At 56.2% G+C, this 22,255-nt stretch carries 19 protein-coding genes and 1 pseudogene; 4 read left to right on the forward strand and 16 right to left on the reverse strand.

Translation table 11 applies throughout. The annotated features are described in order from the left end of the window. Positions 1-338: 338 nt before the first annotated feature. Genes hemG through pepQ form a run of 4 tightly spaced genes read right to left on the reverse strand, consistent with a single transcriptional unit; the run spans position 339 to position 4,339 of the window. Entirely contained in the window at positions 339-890 is a 552-nt protein-coding gene (gene hemG / locus CRO87_RS19060; protein WP_097164507.1) for a menaquinone-dependent protoporphyrinogen IX dehydrogenase, read from the reverse strand. An 11-nt stretch (positions 891-901) separates the two neighbouring features. Continuing rightward, positions 902-2,353, reverse strand: a complete 1,452-nt coding sequence (gene trkH, locus CRO87_RS19065) for a Trk system potassium transporter TrkH (RefSeq protein WP_097164508.1) — start codon at positions 2,351-2,353, stop codon at positions 902-904. Between the two features lie 40 nt (positions 2,354-2,393). Further along, on the reverse strand, positions 2,394-3,008 hold the full coding sequence (locus CRO87_RS19070) for an IMPACT family protein (RefSeq protein WP_097164509.1): 615 nt from the start codon (positions 3,006-3,008) through the stop codon (positions 2,394-2,396). After that, positions 3,008-4,339, reverse strand: a complete 1,332-nt coding sequence (gene pepQ / locus CRO87_RS19075) for a Xaa-Pro dipeptidase (RefSeq protein ID WP_097164510.1) — start codon at positions 4,337-4,339, stop codon at positions 3,008-3,010. The genes CRO87_RS19070 and pepQ overlap by 1 nt, the downstream gene beginning before the upstream one ends. A gap of 188 nt (positions 4,340-4,527) precedes the next feature. Between pepQ and fadB the strand changes: the two genes are divergently transcribed. After that, positions 4,528-6,717 carry a fatty acid oxidation complex subunit alpha FadB gene (gene fadB / locus CRO87_RS19080; protein WP_097164511.1) on the forward strand — a complete coding sequence of 730 codons (2,190 nt, stop codon included), beginning with the start codon at positions 4,528-4,530 and terminating at the stop codon, positions 6,715-6,717. A gap of 9 nt (positions 6,718-6,726) precedes the next feature. Further along, entirely contained in the window at positions 6,727-7,890 is a 1,164-nt protein-coding gene (fadA, locus tag CRO87_RS19085; RefSeq protein WP_097164512.1) for an acetyl-CoA C-acyltransferase FadA, read from the forward strand. Between the two features lie 117 nt (positions 7,891-8,007). Here fadA and fre read toward each other — a convergent pair whose 3' ends face one another. Together fre and ubiD are read right to left on the reverse strand one after the other, a co-directional pair. Continuing rightward, positions 8,008-8,709 carry an NAD(P)H-flavin reductase gene (fre, locus tag CRO87_RS19090; RefSeq protein ID WP_097164513.1) on the reverse strand — a complete coding sequence of 234 codons (702 nt, stop codon included), beginning with the start codon at positions 8,707-8,709 and terminating at the stop codon, positions 8,008-8,010. 40 nt (positions 8,710-8,749) lie between these two features. Further along, positions 8,750-10,234, reverse strand: a complete 1,485-nt coding sequence (gene ubiD, locus CRO87_RS19095; RefSeq protein ID WP_097164514.1) for a 4-hydroxy-3-polyprenylbenzoate decarboxylase — start codon at positions 10,232-10,234, stop codon at positions 8,750-8,752. Between the two features lie 173 nt (positions 10,235-10,407). Between ubiD and rfaH the strand changes: the two genes are divergently transcribed. After that, complete coding sequence (rfaH, locus tag CRO87_RS19100) at positions 10,408-10,896, forward strand: transcription/translation regulatory transformer protein RfaH (protein WP_097164515.1); 489 nt, start codon at positions 10,408-10,410, stop codon at positions 10,894-10,896. Positions 10,897-10,898: 2 nt separating this feature from the next. Here rfaH and tatD read toward each other — a convergent pair whose 3' ends face one another. From tatD to udp, 9 genes and pseudogenes are all read right to left on the reverse strand, one after another. Further along, positions 10,899-11,681, reverse strand: coding sequence for a 3'-5' ssDNA/RNA exonuclease TatD (gene tatD / locus CRO87_RS19105; RefSeq protein ID WP_097164516.1), 783 nt, complete (start codon positions 11,679-11,681; stop codon positions 10,899-10,901). 40 nt (positions 11,682-11,721) lie between these two features. Then, complete coding sequence (gene tatC, locus CRO87_RS19110) at positions 11,722-12,498, reverse strand: Sec-independent protein translocase subunit TatC (protein WP_097164517.1); 777 nt, start codon at positions 12,496-12,498, stop codon at positions 11,722-11,724. A gap of 2 nt (positions 12,499-12,500) precedes the next feature. After that, a complete protein-coding gene (tatB, locus tag CRO87_RS19115) occupies positions 12,501-13,037 on the reverse strand; it encodes a Sec-independent protein translocase protein TatB (protein WP_097164518.1) in 537 nt (178 codons plus the stop codon). Positions 13,038-13,040: 3 nt separating this feature from the next. After that, positions 13,041-13,304 carry a Sec-independent protein translocase subunit TatA gene (gene tatA, locus CRO87_RS19120; RefSeq protein ID WP_097164519.1) on the reverse strand — a complete coding sequence of 88 codons (264 nt, stop codon included), beginning with the start codon at positions 13,302-13,304 and terminating at the stop codon, positions 13,041-13,043. A 76-nt stretch (positions 13,305-13,380) separates the two neighbouring features. Next, positions 13,381-15,021 carry a ubiquinone biosynthesis regulatory protein kinase UbiB gene (gene ubiB, locus CRO87_RS19125; RefSeq protein WP_097164520.1) on the reverse strand — a complete coding sequence of 547 codons (1,641 nt, stop codon included), beginning with the start codon at positions 15,019-15,021 and terminating at the stop codon, positions 13,381-13,383. Next, positions 15,018-15,623, reverse strand: coding sequence for an SCP2 domain-containing protein (locus CRO87_RS19130; protein WP_097164521.1), 606 nt, complete (start codon positions 15,621-15,623; stop codon positions 15,018-15,020). Before CRO87_RS19130 ends, ubiB begins: the two co-directional genes overlap by 4 nt. A gap of 12 nt (positions 15,624-15,635) precedes the next feature. After that, positions 15,636-16,391, reverse strand: coding sequence for a bifunctional demethylmenaquinone methyltransferase/2-methoxy-6-polyprenyl-1,4-benzoquinol methylase UbiE (ubiE, locus tag CRO87_RS19135; protein WP_097164522.1), 756 nt, complete (start codon positions 16,389-16,391; stop codon positions 15,636-15,638). A 181-nt stretch (positions 16,392-16,572) separates the two neighbouring features. Further along, positions 16,573-17,910: pseudogene (gene rmuC, locus CRO87_RS19140) on the reverse strand (DNA recombination protein RmuC); the annotation flags it as partial. 138 nt (positions 17,911-18,048) lie between these two features. Then, positions 18,049-18,810, reverse strand: a complete 762-nt coding sequence (gene udp / locus CRO87_RS19145) for a uridine phosphorylase (protein WP_097164523.1) — start codon at positions 18,808-18,810, stop codon at positions 18,049-18,051. Positions 18,811-19,066: 256 nt separating this feature from the next. Here udp and CRO87_RS19150 point away from each other — a divergent pair, with 256 nt between their 5' ends. Beyond that, complete coding sequence (locus CRO87_RS19150) at positions 19,067-19,873, forward strand: dienelactone hydrolase family protein (RefSeq protein ID WP_097164524.1); 807 nt, start codon at positions 19,067-19,069, stop codon at positions 19,871-19,873. Between the two features lie 99 nt (positions 19,874-19,972). Here CRO87_RS19150 and metE read toward each other — a convergent pair whose 3' ends face one another. Continuing rightward, on the reverse strand, positions 19,973-22,234 hold the full coding sequence (gene metE, locus CRO87_RS19155) for a 5-methyltetrahydropteroyltriglutamate--homocysteine S-methyltransferase (protein ID WP_097164525.1): 2,262 nt from the start codon (positions 22,232-22,234) through the stop codon (positions 19,973-19,975). Between the last annotated feature and the right edge of the window lie 21 nt (positions 22,235-22,255).

Consider the following 22,255-nt stretch of genomic DNA (forward strand, 5'->3'; position numbering starts at 1 on the left):
TTACGTATGTTCACTCAGAGACTTGGTATTCATTTTTCGTCTTGCGACGTTAAGAATCCATGTCACTTTGAGTGCCCACACAGATTGTCTGATAAATTGTTAAAGAGCAGTGAAACGCGGCTTTCGCTCGCCGTTTCGAGGTCCCGTATAATACGTTTTCCTCATTCAGAGTCAAGCGTTTATTTTCGCTTTTCTCTGTCAGAATTTCCGAAGAAACCCTGCTGACCCGGCGGCTTGTTTGCCGTTGTTCCGTGTCAGTGGAGGCGCATTATAGGGAGTTATTCTGAGACGGCAAGTCTAAATTCAAAAAAACTTTCTGACTGCTTAAATTCCAGGCTTTACGCTGGTTTTACGCCCTGATTGCGCACAAGTTGAGCGATTTCACGGGCGAAATGGGCAACCTGCCCCCAGTCGGTATACACCACTTCTTTACTCGTATCGGTTTCACCGCCCGTCATTTTCATAATCAGGCGGATCATCATGCGGTCATACCAGCTATAGCGAGGGTAACGCAGCGCTCCGGCAAAGACGGCACAGTGGTCAGGTTCCCATGGCGAAGCCAGCAGGAACTTGCGGGTATAGTTATTCGTTTGCGGGGTACGTTTTTCTGGTTTGCGTGCGACAAGGTTCACGGAATAGAAAGCGCTAGGTAGCTGCTTAAGCGCCTGCTGATGCTTTTTAACAAAGCTTTCCAGCGTGGAATGGAAATGCCCGTAGCGGATCGATGCCCCGATCACCACGCCATCATACTCCTGCCAGTCAATGCTCTCCGCGCGATGCAGGTTAACAACGTCCACGTCGAAGGCTTGCTCTTTTAATTCTGAAGCGAGCGAAGCCGCAATCTCACGCGTTTGCCCATCCCGGGTTGAAAAGAGAATCAATATTTTCACAAACGCTCCTGTTACTCGCGCCAGAAAGTCGGTGTAAAGAGCACCAACAAAGTAAAGACTTCCAGACGACCAAACAGCATGTTGGCGATCAGGATCCATTTTGCCACGGGATTCATGCTGGCGAAGTTATCCGCCACCACGCCCAACCCAGGGCCGAGGTTATTGAGCGTTGCCACGACGGAGGCAAAAGCCGAGAAATCATCAACGCCCGTTGCAATGATGGCCAGCATACTGACGATAAACACCAGGGCGTAGGCAGAGAAGAACCCCCACACAGCTTCGAGTATGCGTTCCGGCAGTGCACGGTTGCCAAGCTTGATGCTGTAAACAGCATTTGGATGCACCAGACGTTTTAATTCGCGATTCCCTTGCTTAAAGAGAAGCAGAATACGAATAACCTTCAGGCCACCGCCCGTCGAACCAGCACAGCCGCCGATAAAAGCTGAGCATAAAAGCAGTACAGGCAGGAACAGCGGCCAGCGCGCAATGCTGTCTGTGGTGAAGCCTGCGGTCGTTGCCATCGACACTACCTGGAAGAACGCCTGGTTAAGCGTCGTGAGCGCTGAGTTATAGACATCATGCAGGAACAGCACCAGCGTACAAATGATCACCAGCGTCAACTGCACGCCGATAAACATGCGGAATTCCGGATCGCGCCAGTACACCTTCAGGTTACGACCGCTTAATAAAGAGAAGTGCAAGCCATAGTTACAGCCAGAGATCAGCAGGAAGATAGCAATAATCGTGTTGATGGTCGGACTATTGAAGTAGCCCACGCTGGCATCGTGTGTGGAAAAGCCACCGATGGCGATAGTCGCAAAACTGTGCCCAATAGCGTCGAACGCTGGCATACCGGCAAACCACAGTGCCAACGCACAGGCGACGGTCAGCAGAACATAAATGAGCCACAGCGTTTTTGCCGTCTCGGCGATTCGCGGGCGCATTTTATTGTCTTTCAGCGGCCCCGGCATTTCTGCGCGATAGAGCTGCATCCCACCCACGCCCAGTATGGGCAGGATGGCCACCGCCAGCACGATGATCCCCATCCCGCCAAACCATTGCAGCATCTGGCGGTAGAAAAGAATCGCATGAGGAAGCGAATCCAGCCCCACAAGCGTGGTGGCACCTGTCGTTGTCAGGCCTGAGAAAGATTCAAAGAAAGCATCAGTGATGGTCAGGTTCGGCTGTTCAGCAAAGATAAACGGCAACGCACCCACGCTGCCCAGCACGGTCCAGAACAGCACGACGATAAGAAACCCTTCGCGGGATTTCAGTTCGCCCTTTTGCCTACGGTTCGGCCACCACAGCATTGAGCCAATCGCCAGCGCAACGAAGAACGTCTGGGTAAATGCCCGCCCGGCCCCGTCTTTATAGATAAGCGCCACCAGTCCAGGCACAATCATGGTGCCTGAAAACAGAATGACCAGCAGGCCAACGATTCGGGTTATGGCACGAAAATGCATCTCTGCCGCTTCCTTTGATAAGCAAAAAGTAGACCGGGGATTATTCGTCAATCCTGCGCAATTGCAATGAACCGCGACTAAAATCCGCCAGCTTTGCGGAGAAAGCCGTCAGTTCGGCCTGCGGAAGTGCCACCCGTAGATGCACATCGGCCTGATAATCACTGCTGACGATTTTTCCGGAAAATTGCGCCAGAAGCGCCTCGATACCGGACAATTGTCCGTACTCGCACTGCAAAGTATATTCGGTCAGCGGCGTCTTGCGCTGAGTCGTGAGTTCAGCCAGCGCCTGATGCACGCCGCCGCCATAGGCCTTCACCAGGCCACCGGTGCCCAGCAAAATCCCACCGTAGTAGCGAACCACCACGGCGGTGATTTCACCGACACCACTTCCCATCAGCTGCGCAAGCATCGGCTTGCCTGCCGTCCCGGCCGGTTCTCCGTCATCGGAGAAACCAAGCTGTTGCGAATCGTTGGGCGGCCCCGCGACCCACGCCACGCAGTGGTGGCGCGCATCCGGGTGCTCTGTCCTGACCGATTCAACAAACGCCTTCGCCGCTTCCACGCCTTCGGTATGGGCGAGTAGCGTAATGAAGCGGCTTTTCTTGATCTCTTCGACCACGGTTACCGGCGCGGCCGGGATCAGCCAGCTCTCCATCAGGCCAGCTTCTGATCCCGGGTCATGTTCTCCACGCTGTTTTCGTGGATCACGACGTTATCTTCGATACGGATACCACCGAACGGCTTCATCGCATCAATCTTCTGCCAGTTGAAGTGCTTGCTGAACTGCCCTTCACGCCATGGCGCCAGCAGGGATTCAATAAAGTAGATGCCCGGTTCGATGGTCAGCACCATGCGAGGTTGCAGAATACGGGTGCAGCGCAGATAAGGATATTTCGACGGAGCCGCCAGATGCGTGCCGGTATCATCCTGCATGAATCCAGCCACGTCATGCACCTGCAGGCCCAGCGGATGACCGAGGCCGTGTGGCATAAACGGCCCGGTGAGGTCGTTTTCGACCATCGCTTCTTCGCTCATATCAGTCAGAATCTGGTGCTTACGCAGCAGTTTAGCGATGCGCTGATGGAACTGAATGTGGTAGTCAACGTAGCTCGTACCGGCTTTCAGGGTGTCGATAAGCGCCAGCTGTTCGGCGTTCACATCTTTGATCAGCTGAGCAAATTCGGTATCGCTGTTGCCCGCCCAGGTGCGGGTTAAGTCTGCAGCGTAGCCGTTGTACTCGGCACCGGCATCCAGCAGGAAGCTGCGCATTTCAGACGGCGCGCGATGATCCAGTTTGGTGTAATGAAGAACGGCAGCGTGCTCGTTCAGCGCGACGATATTGCCGTAAGGCACGTCAGTATCGCGGTGGCCAGTTGCCGTCAGGTACGCCTGGTTGATATCAAACTCACTCATCCCGGACAGGAACGCTTCATGCGCGGCTTTATGTCCGTTCACTGCCGTTTTCTGCGCTTCACGCATGCAGGAGAGTTCATAATCGGTTTTGTAAGAGCGGTAGTAGTGCAGGTAATCCATTACCGCTTTCGGGTTGATGTTTGCCGCCGCAATGTCCAGACCCAGCGCGCGTTCCGCCACTGGCCCGATGTACGCAATGTTGCCACGCGCCGCAGGCAGCTGGCTGCCAATGCCGTCCGCTTTCGGCAGGGCGATCACTTCAATATCTTCCGTCCAGAAAGAGGACGGCAGCGGTTCCACGTTGTGCCAGTAATCCACCGGCAGATAGAACCACAGCTTCGGTTTGTTCACGCCGTCCACCAGCAGCCAGCAATTTGGCACCTGGGTAACAGGCACCCACGCCTTGAACTGCGGATTCACCTTAAACGGATAAGCGTGATCGTCCAGAAAGACGTTGAACAGCTCGCCAGAGTGAATCAGTAAGGCATCAAGCTTGAACTTTTCCAGGACGTTACGCGTGCATTCCTGCAACGTAGCAATATGATTCTTATAGAGTGTGGCCAGTGAGTCCATGTTTTATCCTTCTCTTTTTTTGACGCGAATTCCCGCATCTTAGCACATCGGTTTCAGCCTGCGTGATTTCTGCCGAGCGTGATCCAGACGTCATTTTCTTAATGAGTAATTTGCATTTTATTAACATAAAATCCACACTCCGTTTCATCTGGTAAGACCAGTAACTTTGCTGGATTCAGGAGACTGACATGCTCTACAAAGGCGACACCCTGTACCTCACCTGGCTGGAAGATGGCATTGCCGAACTGGTGTTCGATGCCCCCGGCTCGGTCAACAAGCTTGATACCGCCACCGTGGCCAGCCTTGGCCAGGCGCTTGACGTCCTCGAAAAACAGCAGAATCTGAAGGGCTTGCTGCTGCGCTCCGAAAAAGCCGCGTTTATCGTCGGCGCGGATATCACCGAATTTCTGGGCCTGTTCCAGGTACCTCAGGAACAGCTGAGCCAGTGGCTGCATTTCGCCAACAGCGTTTTCTGTCGTCTGGAAGACCTGCCTGTCCCGACCATTTCTGCCATTAATGGCTACGCGCTGGGCGGCGGCTGTGAATGCGTGCTGGCGACGGACTACCGTCTGGCGACGCCGGACCTGCGCATTGGCCTGCCGGAAACCAAACTCGGCATCATGCCTGGCTTCGGCGGTTCTGTTCGCTTGCCGCGCCTGCTGGGTGCCGACAGCGCGCTGGAAATCATTGCCGCCGGTAAAGATGTGGGTGCCGAAGAAGCGCTCAAACTCGGCCTGGTCGATGGCGTAGTGAAACAGGAAAAACTGCGCGATGGCGCTATCGCTATTCTGCGTCAGGCCATCAGCGGCGATCTGGACTGGAAAGCCAAACGCCAGCCGAAGCTCGACCCGCTGAAGCTCAGCAAAATTGAAGCCACCATGAGCTTCACCATCGCCAAAGGCATGGTGATGCAAACGGCTGGCAAACATTATCCGGCCCCGATCACCGCCGTGAAAACCATTGAGGCCGCTGCCCGCTTAGGCCGCGATCAGGCGCTGGTGCTTGAAAACCAAAGTTTTGTCCCGCTGGCCCATTCAAATGAGGCCCGTGCGCTGGTTGGCATTTTCCTGAACGATCAGTTCGTCAAAGGTCAGGCGAAGAAACTGACCAAAAACGTCGAGACCCCGAAACAGGCCGCCGTGCTCGGCGCCGGGATCATGGGCGGCGGCATTGCGTATCAGTCCGCCTGGAAGGGCGTGCCGGTCATCATGAAGGACATCAACGATAAGTCGCTGACCCTCGGGATGAACGAAGCCGCCAAGCTGCTGAACAAACAGCTGGAGCGCGGAAAAATTAATGGCCTGAAGCTGGCAGGCGTGATCTCCACGATTCATCCAACCCTCGACTACGCCGGATTCGATCGCGTGGACGTGGTGGTGGAAGCCGTTGTGGAAAACCCGAAAGTGAAAAAAGCGGTACTGGCCGAAACGGAAGAGAAAGTCCGTCCGGATACCGTGCTGGCCTCTAACACCTCCACCATTCCTATCGGTGAACTGGCAAGCGTCCTGCAGCGTCCGGAAAACTTCTGCGGTATGCACTTCTTCAACCCGGTGCACCGTATGCCGCTGGTTGAAGTGATTCGCGGGGAGAAAACCTCGGACAAAACCATCGCCAAAGTGGTCGCCTGGGCGAGCAAAATGGGCAAAACGCCGATTGTGGTCAACGATTGCCCGGGCTTCTTCGTCAACCGCGTGCTGTTCCCATACTTTGCCGGTTTCAGCCAGCTGCTGCGCGACGGCGCCGACTTCCATAAAGTCGATAAAGTGATGGAAAAAGTTTTCGGCTGGCCGATGGGCCCGGCCTATCTGCTGGACGTGGTCGGCATTGATACTGCGCATCATGCCCAGGCCGTTATGGCCGCCGGGTTCCCGCAGCGTATGCAGAAGGATTACCGTGATGCCATCGACGCGCTGTTTGAAGCCAGCCGCTACGGGCAGAAAAACGGCCTCGGCTTCTGGCGTTATAAAGAAGACAGCAAAGGCAAACCGAAGAAAGAGGAAGACGCCGCCGTTGAAGCGCTGCTGGCAGAAGTCAGCCAGCCGAAGCGCGACTTCAGCGACGAAGAGATTATCGCCCGTATGATGATCCCGATGGTCAATGAAGTGGTGCGCTGTCTGGAAGAAGGCATTATTGCCAGTCCTGCGGAAGCCGATATGGCACTGGTGTACGGCCTCGGCTTCCCTCCGTTCCACGGCGGTGCCTTCCGCTGGCTGGATACACTCGGCAGCGCGAAGTACCTCGATATGGCGCAGCAATATCAGCACCTCGGCCCGCTGTATGAAGTGCCGGAAGGCCTGCGCAGCAAAGCGCGCCACAACGAAGCATATTATCCACCGGTTGAGCCTGCCCGTCCGGTGGGTGAGCTGAAAACGGCTTAAGGAGTCACAATGGAACAGGTTGTCATTGTCGATGCAATTCGTACCCCGATGGGCCGTTCAAAAGGCGGCGCATTCCGTAACGTGCGTGCGGAAGATCTCTCCGCACACCTGATGCGTAGCCTCCTGGCGCGCAATCCATCTCTGGATCCGGCGGCGCTCGACGACATTTACTGGGGCTGCGTGCAGCAGACCCTGGAGCAGGGCTTCAACATCGCCCGTAACGCTTCCCTGCTGGCTGAAATTCCCCATTCCGTTCCAGCGGTGACCGTGAACCGTCTGTGCGGATCCTCTATGCAGGCGCTGCATGATGCCGCCCGCATGATCATGACCGGCGATGCGCAGGCTTGCCTGGTCGGCGGCGTTGAGCATATGGGCCACGTGCCCATGAGCCACGGCGTAGATTTCCACCCTGGCATGAGCCGCAGCGTGGCAAAAGCCGCGGGCATGATGGGCCTGACCGCAGAAATGCTTTCGCGCCTGCACGGCATCAGCCGTGAAATGCAGGATCAGTTCGCCGCCCGCTCTCACGCCCGGGCCTGGGCCGCAACGCAGTCAGGTGCATTTAAAAATGAAATCATCCCGACCGGTGGACACGACGCCGACGGCGTGCTGAAGCAGTTTAGCTACGACGAAGTGATCCGTCCGGAAACCACGGTCGAAGCACTCTCCGCGCTGCGCCCGGCTTTCGACCCGGTCACCGGCACTGTCACCGCAGGTACCTCTTCAGCGCTTTCCGACGGTGCCGCCGCAATGCTGGTCATGAGCGAAAGCCGTGCTCGCGAGCTGGGGCTGAAAGCCCGCGCCCGAGTGCGTTCGATGGCTGTGGTCGGCTGCGATCCGTCAATTATGGGCTATGGCCCGGTTCCGGCCTCGAAGCTTGCGCTGAAGAAGGCAGGACTGTCGGCCAGCAATATCGATCTGTTTGAAATGAACGAAGCCTTTGCTGCCCAGATCCTGCCGTGCATTAAAGATCTGGGGCTGATGGAGCAGATCGACGAGAAGATCAACCTCAACGGCGGCGCGATCGCACTCGGCCACCCGTTAGGCTGTTCCGGGGCGCGCATCACGACAACGCTGCTGAACCTGATGGAACGCAAAGACGCCCAGTTTGGTCTGGCGACGATGTGTATCGGTCTTGGTCAGGGGATTGCGACGGTGATTGAACGCGTCTGAAAAAACAGAAGCCGGGGCAATGCCCCGGCTGCGAAAGCGTAATGCGTAAGAGTAAAACTGTTTAGTTGCCGTTTTTCCCGCCTGTCAGGGGCGGGTTTTTTATTTCTGCGGCAAAGATCAGATAAACGCGAAGGCGTCGCCAAACAGGCGATCTTCACGCGCGCCGCGCTCATTGCAGAACAGGTCCCGGGCGATTTTCGCCATTTCGAAACGGCCAGCGATATAGATGTCGTGCTCTGCCAGCGTGCCGTAATCCTGCAACACCGCAGTCAGTACGGTGCCGGAACGCCCGCGCCAGCCCTCTTCCGGCTGCTCAACCACAGGTTCAACGCGCAGATTCGGATGAGTCACGCTCAGCGCTTCCAGCTCAGAGAGATCGTACAGATGCTTCTCTTCACGCCCGCCCCAGTAAATCGCAATTTCACGGTTTGGGTTTTGCGCCAGCGCGGTCAGCAAAATGGAACGCACGTAGGAGAAGCCAGTTCCGCCAGCAATCAGCACCAGCGGACGCTCTTCATCGTCACGCAGCCAGGCTTCACCGTGAGGCATGTCGACAACAATTTCACGCTCTTTGAGAATTCTGTCCATCACTGCCATCGCGTACAGATTCAGCTCGGAGGCGCCAATGTGCAGTTCGATGCTGTTCTGTTCGGCAGGCGTAGATGCCAAGGAAAACGGGCGCTTATCACGCTCGTCCATCACTACCATCAGATACTGGCCCGCGCGGAAGGAAAAGGCCGCTTCCGGTTCTAATCGAACGCGGTATACCGTGTCGGTAATGGCATCTACCGAAGTGACTTTACAGCTTAAGGTTGTCATGCGCTCCCTCTGTCGGGTCTGTAAGCAAATACGGCGGCGCTCAGGCGCTCTTACCGTCGTTAAAGATGGCCAGTTCATCCCAGATGGCGTCAATACGCGCCGTCACCTCGGGATCTTTTTTGATAGGACGTCCCCACTCGCGTTGGGTTTCGCCAGGCCATTTATTCGTGGCATCCAGCCCCATTTTTGAGCCCAGACCGGAAACCGGCGAGGCAAAATCCAGGTAATCAATTGGCGTGTTTTCTACCAGTACCGTATCACGGGCCGGGTCCATACGCGTGGTGATGGCCCAGATAACGTCGTTCCAGTCTCGCGCGTTCACGTCGTCATCGCAGACAATCACAAACTTGGTGTACATGAACTGGCGCAGGAAAGACCAGACGCCCATCATGACGCGCTTGGCGTGTCCGGCGTACTGTTTTTTCATCGTCACAACGGCCAGGCGATAGGAACAGCCTTCTGGCGGCAGATAAAAATCGACAATTTCCGGAAACTGCTTTTGCAGAATCGGTACGAACACTTCGTTCAGCGCGACGCCCAGCACAGCCGGTTCATCCGGCGGACGACCGGTATAGGTAGAATGGTAAATGGCATCTTCACGCTGGGTCACATGGGTCACGGTAAACACAGGGAAGCTGTCCACTTCATTGTAGTAACCCGTGTGGTCGCCGTAGGGCCCTTCCGGTGCCATCTCGCCCTGTTCGATATACCCTTCCAGCACGATTTCAGCGCTGGCAGGCACTTCGAGATCGTTCGAAAGACATTTCACTACTTCGGTTTTGGTGCCACGCAGCAGGCCCGCGAAAGCGTACTCGGAAAGCGTGTCCGGTACTGGCGTGACTGCGCCAAGAATGGTTGCCGGATCGGCGCCCAGCGCTACGGAGACCGGGAAGCGTTCACCCGGATGCGCCGCACACCACTCCTGGAAATCCAGCGCGCCGCCACGATGGGAGAGCCAGCGCATAATCAGCTTATTTTTGCCGATGAGCTGCTGGCGATAGATACCCAGATTCTGGCGCTCTTTATGCGGCCCACGCGTCACCGTCAAACCCCAGGTGATCAGCGGAGCGGCATCTTCCGGCCAGCAGGTCATAATCGGAATGCGGGTTAAATCGACTTCTTCACCCTGCATCACTTTTTGCTGACAAGGCGCGCCGCGCAGGCGTTTGGTCGGCATGTTCAGCACCTGCTTAAACTGCGGCAGCTTGTCGAACAGGTCACGGAAGCCTTTTGGCGGTTCCGGCTCTTTCAGGAAGGCCAGCAGTTTTCCCACTTCGCGCAAGGCGCTGACGTCTTCCTGGCCCATGCCCAACGCCACGCGCTTAGGTGTGCCGAACAGATTGCACAGCACAGGCATGTCGTAACCTTTCGGGTTTTCAAACAGCAGCGCCGGGCCACCCGCACGCAGAGTACGATCGGCAATCTCGGTGATTTCCAGATGAGGATCAACCGGCAGGGAGATGCGTTTGAGTTCGCCCTGCTGTTCCAGCTGTGTCAGAAAGTCGCGTAAATCGTGGTATTTCATGGGTCAGTCATGGCCTCTGTGTAAGCGCCTCATTATACGGCCTTCAGCCGCGGGATGCTGTAATTTTGTTAAATTAGCGTGAAGCTCTGACACCTGTAAACGGCGACAAACCCTTTCGCTATCGGGCCAGGCTTTTGTTATGCTTTCCCACAGATCCACGGAAAAGAGCCATTATGCAAGCCTGGTATTTACTGTACTGCAAACGTGGGCAACTTCAGCGTGCCCAGGACCATCTTGAACGCCAGGCAGTGAATTGCCTGATGCCGACTATTGCGCTGGAAAAAATCGTCCGGGGCAAACGCACCACCGTGGATGAACCTTTATTTCCCAACTATCTGTTCGTGGAGTTTGACCCGGAGGTCATTCACACCACCACCATCAATGCCACCCGCGGCGTCAGCCATTTCGTTCGCTTCGGTATGCAGCCCGCGACGGTGCCTTCAGATGTTATTCATCAGCTCTCCATCCATAAACCGGAAGGGATCACCGACCCTGAAACACCCTATGCGGGGGACGATGTGGTGATCACCGAAGGCGCATTTGAAGGCTTACAGGCTATTTTCACCGAGCCAGACGGCGAAGCACGCTCTATGCTGCTGCTTAATCTGCTGAATAAACAGGTTTTACAGAGCGTCAAAAATACCGACTTCCGCAAAGTCTGAGCTCAAAAATCTATCCCAAACAGCGTCTTCACGTTTTGATCGAGGGAATCGGACAGCGTCTGCGCATCTTCACCACGCCATTCAGCGACGCGTTGCAGAATATGCGGCAGATGCGCAGGTTCGTTCCGCCGGGACGAAGGTTTTGGCGACAGATCCCGCGGTAACAGCCAGGGTGCATCGGTTTCCAGCAGCAGCCGCTCAGCAGGGATCAACGGCAGCATTTCCCGCAGCTCAAGACCGCGACGCTCATCGCATACCCAACCGGTAATGCCGATGTACAAGCCGTGAGCCAGACACTCCTCAAGCTCTTCCCGCGTACCGGTAAAGCAGTGCAGCACCGCACCGGGCAGCTTTCCAGACCAGGGCTTTAACAACGCCATAAATCGCTCATGCGCTTCGCGACAGTGCATAAAGACCGGCATATTCAGCTCCGCCGCCAGTGCCAGCTGAGCGTTGAATGCCGCTTCCTGCTCCTGTGGCGTGGAGAAATTGCGGTTGAAATCGAGCCCACACTCCCCCACTGCCACCACGCCGGGCAACTGAGCCAGACGACGAATCTTCTCCTCCACCTCAAGGGACCAGCTACTGCTGTCGTGCGGATGGACGCCCGCCGTTGACCAGCAATGTGCATAGCGCCGGGTCAGCTGCTGCGCTGCTTCACTCTCTTCGAAGTTGGTGCCGGTTATCAACATGCCCTTAAGGCCTGCTGAATTCGCCCTGGCAACGACCTCGTCACAATCGCGGGAAAACTGGGAACTGGTGAGGTTAACGCCAATATCAAACATGGTGACTCCCATACAACAACCGCCCTTTCGGGCGGCTGGATTACTCTTCTTTTTCGGCGGCTTCGTCTTCTGCAGCGGCGTCTTCATCACGCGATAGTCGTTTGCCGGTATAGAAGCGAGCGAAGAAAATGCCCACTTCAAACAGGCAATACATCGGGATCGCCAGCAGCGTTTGGGAGAACACATCCGGCGGCGTAAGCAACATCCCGACCACAAATGCCCCGACCAGAACGTACGGGCGCTTCTTGCGCAGATCGTCCGGCGTGGTTACACCAACCCAGCACAGCAGCACGATGGCAACGGGCACCTCAAACGACACCCCGAAAGCCATAAACAGCGCCATAACGAAATCGAGGTAGCTGCGAATGTCCGTTGAAACCTGCACGCCAATCGGCGCGGTGTGCGTCAGGAAACCAAACGCCAGCGGGAAGACCACAAAGTAGGCGAACGCCATACCAATGTAGAACAGCAGCGTACTGGACACCAGAAGAGGGACAACCAGACGGCGCTCGTGCTTATACAGCGCAGGTGCAACAAAAGCCCATACCTGATACAGAATGACGGGTGCCGAGAGGATCACCGACACCATGAACGTCAGCTTAATCGGCGTAAAGAACGGCGAAGCAACGTCGGTGGCGATCATCGTTGCGCCTGCCGGCATCTGGTTGATCAGCGGTGCAGACACCAGCTGGTAGATGTCGTTAGCAAAATAGACCAACGCCAGGAAAATAACGAATACCGCAATAATGCAGTTGATGAGGCGCTTGCGCAGCTCAATCAAATGCGAGATCAGCGGTTGAGTCTCTTCTACGCCCATGGTTACGGTTTTTCGCTGTTTGCAGGAGATGAATCAGTAGCCGGAGCGGCTTTCGGCTTAATGTCAGAAACCACCGTTTCCGGTACTTTCTCAGCAGGCTCTGGAGAAGCTGCGGGTGCCTGGGGTTCCGCGCTGGCCTGATGTTCCGCCGTCACCGGCGTGACGCCTTCGCGCTGCGCCTCGCTCCCCTTCACTACCGGGTTGAGGATGGTGTTCGCTTCGTCACTGGTGCGCTCAGCATCGTGCTGGCTGTAAGAGCGTTTCATGGATTCAGCGGCTTCACGCAGTTCGTCCATCGACTCTTTCAGCTCAGGCGAAAGATTACCGAGACTCGCCTTTTCAACCTTTTTCAGGCTGTCCTGGAACTCCTGGAGCTTGAGCTCCTGAGCCAGCTCGTTTTGCACCGTCGTGGCCAGCGAGCGTATTGCCCTGATCCAGCCTGCGACGGTTTTCACAGCTACAGGTAAACGCTTTGGCCCAAGGACAATCAGGCCAATCACGAAGACCAGTATCAGTTCACTGAAACCAATGTCGAACACGAATTACACCTGCTCTTTATCGTGGCGTTTTGCATCGTCTTTGCTGGCGTCATCCTGCTTTTCGGAGAGTGATTTCGCAGGGAAATCAGCGTCCTGTGCGGATGTCTCTTTCTTGTCCTGCTTGTCGTCTTCATCACCCATGGCTTTTTTAAAGCCTTTGATAGACGCACCCAGGTCAGAACCCAGCGAGCTCAGCTTCTTCGTCCCGAAAAGCAGAACCACAATCACGACGACAATCAACAACTGCCAAATACTGATACCACCCATACTTACTCCTCCGTGTCAGATGATAATGAAAATAGTGGCGTGTAGCTTACACGCCCGTCTCTGAATGATGCAAAAATCAGCGGCTTTTAAACCACCCAAGCAGCCAGACTACGATCCCCGCGCCCATCAGCCCGGTGGGCTGATAGCCTAAGTCGGGTCGGGCGATCATTAATACCGTTCCGCTAAGTAAGAAAACGGCACCCACGCCAAACAGATAGCGGGATTGCCCCTGTCGAACGCGGCCGGAACCCAATTCGTGAGCGATTTTATCAATGCTTCGCTGAAGACTTTTGCCCTGGCGCAAGCTGTCGTAAATCAGCTCCGGCATTTCTGGCATTTTCTCGATCCAGAACGGCGCTTTTTCTTTAAACGCACGCACCAGAGCCGGGATGCCCACCTGATCTTTGAGCCACGACTCGAGGAAAGGTTTCGCTGTCTTCCACAAGTCTAACTGAGGATAGAGCTGGCGTCCTACCCCCTCAACGTAAAGTAGTGTTTTCTGGAGTAAAACCAACTGCGGCTGCACTTCCATATTAAAACGACGCGCCGTGTTAAACAGATTCAGCAGAACGTGGCCGAACGAAATCTCCGCCAGCGGCTTCTCAAAGATAGGCTCGCAGACGGTACGGATAGCGAATTCAAACTCTTCCACGTTGGTGTCTGGCGGCACCCAGCCAGAATCCACATGCAGCTCTGCCACTTTGCGGTAATCGCGATTAAAGAAGGCGATAAAGTTTTCGGCCAGATAGCGCTTATCGTCTTTGTTCAACGAACCCACGATGCCGCAGTCGATGCCGATATACTTTGGATTTTCCGGGTGCTCATAGCTGACAAAAATGTTTCCCGGGTGCATGTCTGCGTGGAAGAAGCTGTCGCGGAACACCTGGGTGAAGAACACCTGCACGCCGCGCTCGGCCAGCAGTTGCATGTTGGTGTTTTGCTTTTCCAGCATCTCGATATCGGACACCGGAATGCCGTAAATGCGCTCCATCACCAGCATGTCTTCACGGCAGTAGTCGGAATAGACTTCCGGCACGTACAGCATCGGACTGTCTTCAAAGTTGCGGCGCAGCTGGATGGCATTGGCCGCTTCGCGCAGCAAATTCAGCTCATCGAGCAGCGTTTTTTCATATTCCCGAACCACTTCCTGCGGACGCAGGCGACGACCGTCTGGTAGCAGGCGTGGCACCCAGCGAGCCAGGCGGTAAATCAGCTTCATGTCTGCTTTGATGACCGGCAGGATATCCGGGCGGATCACCTTGATGACCACCTCTTTGCCGTTCTCTTTCAGGCGCGCCGTATGCACCTGGGCAATAGAAGCCGAAGCCAGAGGCTCAACCTGAAAATCATCAAACCAGCTTTCGACGGGAATATCGCCCATCGATTTTTCGATTTGTTGCTGGGCGAGCCTGCCGTCAAAGGGTGCGACACGATCCTGCAACATGGCGAGCTGATCGGCGATAAGCGGCGGGAAAAGATCGCGGCGGGTAGAAAGCATCTGCCCGAACTTGATCCAGACCGGGCCAAGCTCCTGCAGAGCCAGGCGCAGGCGTTCGCCTAACGGCTTATTTTTGTGGCGGTTGGGCATCCAGAACAGCATCCGCCGCCAGACTCGCAGCGGCAGGGTGATACGCATTTTGGGAATGAGCTCGTCGAGCCCGTAACTCAAAAAGGTGTGGATGATAAAATACAGGCGCCGAATTTCCCCTGGCGTCATTTCCCCTCCAGTTTTTCCAGCCGCTTTGTTAACGCCTCTGTCGCGCGCACAACGGCAGCACTCTCTTCAGCAAACCAGGCAATTTCCAGCGAACCAGGCGCCATACGCCACTCTTCGGTAATCACTTCAGAGACATAGCGTTGCTGGCGTTGCAGGCCGCGCTGCAGAAACTTAGCGCCCCCGCGCAGCACTTTGCTGACGCCTTCAGCGGCAATATCACCGGTGTAAGGAGCCAGCAGCTCGGCCGGGTCAAACTCGGCTAAATCAGCCAGGGCGACAACGTTTTGCACCACCTGAAGATCGCCCTGCACTTCCAGATCGCCTGATTTAATCAAGGTGGTGAGCTGCTGACGATTTCGCAGCTGTGGCAGCACGCCGATACGCGTAGTCACCGTGCAGTCAGCCTCACCTTCCCACGCGCTCAGCACGTCAATTTGCTGCTCGCTGAAAACCAGCACCAGCGGCGAGGTGAACTCTTTCAGTTCGATACGCAACACCTTGCCCAGCAAACGCTGTCGGGCCGGTTTTAGCGCCCGATCGCGCCACAGAAATCGGTTGAGCGCACTCTCAATGCCTGCGGTGACCAACGGTTGAAAAGGCATGGCAAACTCCTGTCAGAACTTATAACCGCGATGCAGCGCGACGATACCGGCCGTCAGGTTGTAGTAATCCACGTTTTCAAAACCCGCTTCCTGCATCATCGCCTTCAGCGTGTCCTGATCGGGATGCATGCGGATAGATTCCGCCAGATAGCGGTAGCTTTCGCCATCTTTCGCCACGATTTCACCCACCTTAGGCAGGACATGGAAAGAATACGCGTCGTAGGCTTTGCTCAGTGGATCAATAATCGGTTTGGAGAACTCCAGCACCAGCAGGCGTCCACCCGGTTTCAGCACGCGGTACATTGAGCGCAGCGCTTTGTCTTTATCGGTAACGTTACGCAGGCCAAAAGAGATGGTGATGCAGTCAAAGGTGTTGTCCGGGAACGGCAGCGCTTCGGCGTTGGCCTGAACGTACTCGACGTTGCCAATCACGCCGATATTGCGCAGCTTCTCACGGCCCATTTTGAGCATGGATTCGTTGATATCCGCCAGCACTACGCTCCCGGTTTCACCGACCAGACGCGAGAACTTCGCCGTCAGGTCGCCCGTACCGCCCGCCAGGTCCAGCACCTTCTGACCGCGACGCACGCCGCTGCAGTCAATAGTGAAGCGCTTCCACAAGCGGTGGATCCCGAACGACATCAGGTCGTTCATGACGTCATACTTAGCGGCAACAGAATGGAAAACATGTGCCACCATGTCCTCTTTCTGCGATTTCGCGACCGTCTGGAAGCCAAAGTGCGTCGTGTCCTGTGAATCCTCAACCATCTCAATGCCTGCCCTTGAAGAAAAGATTCCCCGGAGTGTAACAGATTGAGCGCATTTCCCCTACGCCTCAACCGTGCCGCGACACCCGCAGAGCCTCATCTTGAAGGGACTCTTCCGGCGCAGCTAAATTGTCTTCAATATCATTGCGCGCCACGCGTTCCGGGCCGTGAGTCGTCTCATCGGCGGTCGCCTGCTCCACTAAATCGGGATTAATCTCACGCTTCACCTCCACGCCCAAATCGCGGAACGACTCAGCCTGAGCCAGCAGATTGCCGCGCCCGGATGCCAGTTTTTTCATCGCCTGGCGGTAGTTATCCTGCGCCTTGTCGAGCCCCTGACCGATGGCAGACATATCGTCCACAAACAGGCGCATTTTGTCGTACAGACGGCTCGCACGGTCCGCAATCTGCTGCGCGTTGCGGCTCTGGTGTTCATAACGCCAGAGGTTGGCAATGGTGCGCAACGCCACCAGCAAAGTGGTGGGGCTGACCAGCATGATGTTGTTTTTCAGCGCTTCGGTGATGATCTCCGGCTGCCTGTCGATTGCGAGGAGGAACGCTGGCTCAACAGGGATAAACATCAGCACGTAATCGAGCGAACGTAGCCCCGGAAGCTGCTGGTAATCTTTGCGCCCCAGCAGGCGAATGTGGTTGCGGATGGAGGCGATGTGCTCTTGCAAAGCGGCTTCGCGGGTATATTCGTCTTCCGCATTAAAGTAGCGTTCATAGGCAACCAGCGTCATTTTGGCGTCGATCACTACGTCCTTACCCTGCGGCAAACGCACAATCACATCAGGCTGCATGCGGGCGCGGGCTTCGGTTTCGATACTGACCTGAGTCTGGTACTCATAGCCTTCACGTAGCCCCGAGGCTTCCAGCACGCGCGTTAGCACCACTTCGCCCCAGTTGCCCTGGGTTTTGTTATCCCCTTTCAGGGCTTTGGTGAGGTTCACGGCTTCCTGCGTCATCTGCGCATTCAGCTGCTGAAGATTGCGGATCTCGTGGGACAGCGTGTGGCGCTCCTGAGCCTCTTTGCCGAAGCTGTCCTGCACCTGACGACGGAAGCCATCAAGCTGTTCACGCAGCGGCGTCAGCAGGCCATGCAAACTCTGACGGTTCTGTTCATCCACGCGACGATTGCTGTGTTCAAAAATACGGTTGGCGAGGTTTTCAAACTGCTCGCTCAGGCGCTGCTCGCTGTTGATCATTTGGCGGATTTTGTCTTCCGCATGCAGCTGGGTGGATTCGAGACGGGTGGTGACTTCGCGCAGATCGGCTTCCAGCGAGGTATTAATCTCCCGCAGGCTGCGCAGCTCGTTGTTCAGCAGTTCGCATTCGTCGCGCCAGTGCGCATGCTGGGCCAGCTGCTGCCTGGCGCTGCTGAGGTCCAGCTCCAGTTCGTGCCGCTCTTCAAGGAAATCGGCCCGCAGCCTGTCGGTCTGGGCTTTGGTGGCCAGCCAGCCAAACACGCCCCCGGCCAGCAGTGCGACCACTGCGCTAATGATGATTGAAATGTCCACCGCTCCCCCTGGGTCAACGACTTACCGGCACAACATAGAATTGTGCTGTATAAACGTCCAGTTGGAAAGGGCTTTCCTGCGAGGAAGCACGCAAAAAGAAAGGCCGAACGCGTCGGCCTTTTCTCGGGGAGAGGAAAACTAGAGCAGGCGACGGGCCGCTTCAACCACGATTTTCACCGCGTGGCTTTCCGTTTTCTTCATGGTTTCCGCATTCGGAATTTCTTGCTGGGTGCGGTTCACAATGACGCCCGCCACCATCCCGGCACGCAGACCCTGGCTGGAGCACATGGTCAGCAGCGTGGCGGATTCCATCTCATAGTTCATGACGCCCATGGACTGCCACTCTTCCATAGAGCCTTTGTAGCGGTTCACCACGCGGCCTGAGAAGGTGTCATAGCGTTCCTGGCCCGGATAGAAGGTGTCAGAAGAAGCTGTCACGCCGATGTGAGTGGTCGCGCCCACAGCTTTTGCGGCTTCCACCAGCGCGGTCGTACAGGCGAAATCGGCAACCGCCGGGTATTCCATTGGCGCGAAGTGCAGGCTCGCACCATCGAGGCGTACGGAGGCGGTGGTGACCAGCACGTCACCCACATTAATGTTTGGCTGAATGGCGCCAGTGGTGCCGACGCGCAGGAACGTGCGGATACCGAGCTGGGCCAGTTCTTCTACTGCAATGGAAGTAGATGGGCCACCGATGCCGGTTGAGCAGACGATAACCGGTTTGCCGTCCAGCTCTGCACGCCAGGAGGTGAATTCACGATGTGATGCCAGCTTGACCGGCTTGTCCATCAGCGCGGCGATCTTTTCCACACGCTCCGGATCGCCCGGGACGATAGCGAGCGTGGCTCCCTGCAAATCACTTTTGGTGAGGCCGAGATGAAAAACATCAGACTTAGACATATAAAACTCCTCTCTGGATCGGTTTGTCAGCAGAAGCAAAAACGCACTTTACCGAAGCTTACGGCATAATTTAGTGACAGCCATCACTCTGAGTGAAAATGATTGCATTGAATTTCTGTTGAAAAGTGATTTACATCACATTAACAAGTGATAACGATAACCACTGCACATAAGATAGCCGTTTTCTGGCACTGTGAATCGTTAACCTGCGGGCTATAGTTACTTTTGCGCTAATTACACTGGTACGGAGAATGCCATGACCGAAAAAACTGGCTTTGCACCTGCTGCTGCCCCTCACGCCACGACGGCGGTTCATACCTCTGATGCCGCTATTGTCGCGGGCGAAACGTCGATTCCTTCTCGCGGCGAAAATATGCCTGCGTATCACGCCCGCCCAAAAAACACTGACGGTCCGCTACCGGTGGTGATTGTGGTGCAGGAGATCTTTGGCGTGCATGAACATATTCGCGATGTTTGCCGCCGTCTGGCCAACGAAGGCTATCTGGCGATCGCGCCAGAGCTCTATTTCCGCCAGGGCGATCCGAATGATTACGCCGATATCCCGACGCTTTTCAGCGGGCTGGTAATGAAAGTCCCTGATGCTCAGGTGCTGTCCGATCTCGATCACGTCGCCAGTTGGGCCTCACGCAACGGTGGCGATGCTAACCGCCTGCTGGCAACCGGCTTCTGCTGGGGCGGACGAATTGCCTGGCTGTACGCCGCACATAACCCGCAGCTCAAGGCCGCCGTGGCCTGGTACGGCAAACTGGTGGGCGAAAAGTCGCTGAATTCGCCAAAACACCCGGTGGATGTGGCAACCGATCTTACCGCTCCGGTACTTGGCCTGTACGGCGGCCAGGACACAGGCATTTCACTTGAGAGCGTAGAAACCATGCGCCAGTCGCTGCGGGCCGCCAATGCGAAGGCAGAAATCATCGTCTACCCGGACGCCGGACACGCGTTTAACGCCGACTATCGCCCGAGCTACCACGAGGAGTCCGCGAAAGACGGCTGGGAAAGAATGCTGGCGTGGTTTAAGCAGTACGGCAATAAAAAAGCGTAAAAGCAAAAAGCCCGGTGGCGGCTGAGCCTTACCGGGCCTGGGATGATTTGCACCTTCCAGTAGGCCGGCACCGCCCGGCAATACAGTTCCTCTATTCCTCTATGCCTGGCGCAAATTCTGCGCCGCCTGCACCATATTCGCCAGCGCGGCGCGGGTTTCAGGCCAGCCACGGGTTTTCAGACCGCAGTCCGGGTTCACCCACAGGCGCTCGGCTGGAATACGCTGGGCGGCTTTCTGCAACAGGGCTTCAATCCACTCGACGCTGGGCACGTTCGGGGAGTGAATGTCATACACGCCCGGCCCGATTTCGTTCGGGTAGTCGAACTCTTCGAACGACTCCAGCAGCTCCATGTCGGAACGAGAAGTTTCGATGGTGATCACGTCCGCATCCAGCGCGGCAATGGAATCCATGATGTCGTTAAACTCGCAGTAGCACATGTGGGTGTGGATCTGCGTTTCATCCTTCGCCACGGCGGCGTTGATGCGGAAGGCTTCGACGCCCCACGCCAGATAGGCGTCCCAGTCGCTGCGCTTAAGCGGTAATCCTTCACGCAGGGCAGGTTCGTCAATCTGGATGATGCCGATGCCCGCGTCTTCCAGATCCGCCACTTCATCACGCAGCGCCAGCGCAATTTGTTTGGCGATGGTTTCGCGGGAAACGTCTTCGCGCGGGAATGACCAGCAGAGAATAGTCACCGGGCCGGTCAGCATGCCTTTGACCGGTTTGTCGGTCAGGGACTGGGCGTACTTCGCCCACTCCACGGTGATGGCTTCCGGGCGGCTGATGTCGCCGATAACCACTGGCGGCTTCACGCAGCGCGAACCGTAGCTCTGCACCCAGCCGTTCTGGGTGAAGACGAAACCGTCGAGGTGTTCGCCGAAGTATTCCACCATGTCATTCCGCTCGGCTTCGCCGTGTACCAATACGTCCAGACCTAAGCGCTCCTGCTCGGCAATCGCCTGCTTGATGTGCTCAGCGATCCCGGTGCGATAGTGATTGGCATCCAGCGTCCCCTTTTTGAAGTCCAGGCGCAGGCCACGGATTTCAGTCGTCTGCGGGAAGGAACCGATGGTCGTCGTTGGCCAGGCTGGCAGCTTAAAACGCGCCCGCTGAGCTTCAGCACGCACTTCATACGCATTTTCACGCTGGCTGTCTTTGGCGACGATCGCCGCCAGGCGTTTTTCCACAGCGGCATTATGCACGCGGGTGGAGTGACGACGAGCCTGAATCGGCGCGCTCCATTCGCTAATCGCTTTGGTGTCACCGCTGTTCAGCGCATCGCGCAGCAGGGCCAGCTCTTCGCATTTTTGCAGGGCGAAGGCGAACCAGCTTTTTACTTCTGCATCCAGGCGAGTTTCGACGCTCAGGTCTATCGGGCTATGCAGCAGCGAGCAGGAAGAGGCCACCCACAATTCACGTTTGCCGACGATGTCTTTAATTTGTGCATATTTTTCTGTCAGATCGGCACGCCAGACGTTCCGGCCGTTGACCAGTCCGGCGGAAAGTAACCAGCCATCGGGCAGGCGCCGGTGCAGCTCTGCCACATCATCTTTGCCGTGAACCAGATCGACATGCAGGCCCTGCACCGGCAGCGCAGTAATAGTGTCCAGGTTTGGCGTCACGCCCTCAAAATAGGTGGTCAGCAGCAGCTTCGTTTTGCCCTGCAAGGCTTCGTATGCGGGCTGGAAAGCATCGAGCCACTCACGCGGCAGTTCGAGCACCAGAGCAGGCTCGTCAATCTGCACCCACTCCACGCCTCGTCTGGCGAGCTCAGCCAGCACCTGCTGATAAACAGGCAGAATGTCTTTCAGCAGGCTAAGGCGGTCGAACTGCTCGCCTTTCACTTTGCCGAGCCACAGATAAGTTACCGGGCCGAGCAGCACAGGTTTCACCTTATGACCCAGCGCCAGCGCTTCGTCCACCTCATCCAGCAGCTGCGTCCAGGTCAGTTTGAACGCCTGTCCTTGAGTGAACTCCGGAACCATATAGTGATAGTTGGTGTTAAACCATTTGGTCATTTCTGCCGCTGCCGCAGGTTCACCCGTTGGTGCGCGACCACGGCCGATGCGGAACAGAGTATCGATATCCACGGATCCGTCTTTGTTCTGATGACGAGCCGGCACGTTGCCTAACAGCAGGCTGGTGGTCAGAACATGGTCGTACCAGGCGAAATCGCCCACCGGCAGCAAATCCACCCCGGCCTCTTTTTGCTGTTGCCAGTGACGGGTGCGCAGCTCGCGCCCGGCGTTCAGCAGTTCTTCACGGGAGAGGTTGCCTGCCCAGTAGCTTTCCTGAGCTTTTTTCAGCTCGCGGCGCAGTCCAACGCGAGGAAATCCGAGGGTATGGTTTTTGATGGTCATATCGTTGCCCCTTGAGGAAAT

It is taken from the genome of Enterobacter sp. CC120223-11, from assembly GCF_900215375.1.
Lineage (GTDB): Bacteria > Pseudomonadota > Gammaproteobacteria > Enterobacterales > Enterobacteriaceae > Scandinavium.

Excerpts from the sequence above, each read along its gene's own strand:
- trkH (WP_097164508.1), bottom strand. The coding sequence starts at position 2,353 with ATGCATTTTCGTGCCATAACCCGAATCGTTGGCCTGCTGGTCATTCTG.
- CRO87_RS19070 (WP_097164509.1), bottom strand. The coding sequence starts at position 3,008 with ATGGAGAGCTGGCTGATCCCGGCCGCGCCGGTAACCGTGGTCGAAGAG.
- pepQ (WP_097164510.1), bottom strand. The coding sequence starts at position 4,339 with ATGGACTCACTGGCCACACTCTATAAGAATCATATTGCTACGTTGCAG.
- fadB (WP_097164511.1), top strand. The coding sequence starts at position 4,528 with ATGCTCTACAAAGGCGACACCCTGTACCTCACCTGGCTGGAAGATGGC.
- fadA (WP_097164512.1), top strand. The coding sequence starts at position 6,727 with ATGGAACAGGTTGTCATTGTCGATGCAATTCGTACCCCGATGGGCCGT.
- fre (WP_097164513.1), bottom strand. The coding sequence starts at position 8,709 with ATGACAACCTTAAGCTGTAAAGTCACTTCGGTAGATGCCATTACCGAC.
- ubiD (WP_097164514.1), bottom strand. The coding sequence starts at position 10,234 with ATGAAATACCACGATTTACGCGACTTTCTGACACAGCTGGAACAGCAG.
- rfaH (WP_097164515.1), top strand. The coding sequence starts at position 10,408 with ATGCAAGCCTGGTATTTACTGTACTGCAAACGTGGGCAACTTCAGCGT.
- tatD (WP_097164516.1), bottom strand. The coding sequence starts at position 11,681 with ATGTTTGATATTGGCGTTAACCTCACCAGTTCCCAGTTTTCCCGCGAT.
- tatC (WP_097164517.1), bottom strand. The coding sequence starts at position 12,498 with ATGGGCGTAGAAGAGACTCAACCGCTGATCTCGCATTTGATTGAGCTG.
- tatA (WP_097164519.1), bottom strand. The coding sequence starts at position 13,304 with ATGGGTGGTATCAGTATTTGGCAGTTGTTGATTGTCGTCGTGATTGTG.
- ubiB (WP_097164520.1), bottom strand. The coding sequence starts at position 15,021 with ATGACGCCAGGGGAAATTCGGCGCCTGTATTTTATCATCCACACCTTT.
- CRO87_RS19130 (WP_097164521.1), bottom strand. The coding sequence starts at position 15,623 with ATGCCTTTTCAACCGTTGGTCACCGCAGGCATTGAGAGTGCGCTCAAC.
- ubiE (WP_097164522.1), bottom strand. The coding sequence starts at position 16,391 with ATGGTTGAGGATTCACAGGACACGACGCACTTTGGCTTCCAGACGGTC.
- udp (WP_097164523.1), bottom strand. The coding sequence starts at position 18,810 with ATGTCTAAGTCTGATGTTTTTCATCTCGGCCTCACCAAAAGTGATTTG.
- CRO87_RS19150 (WP_097164524.1), top strand. The coding sequence starts at position 19,067 with ATGACCGAAAAAACTGGCTTTGCACCTGCTGCTGCCCCTCACGCCACG.
- metE (WP_097164525.1), bottom strand. The coding sequence starts at position 22,234 with ATGACCATCAAAAACCATACCCTCGGATTTCCTCGCGTTGGACTGCGC.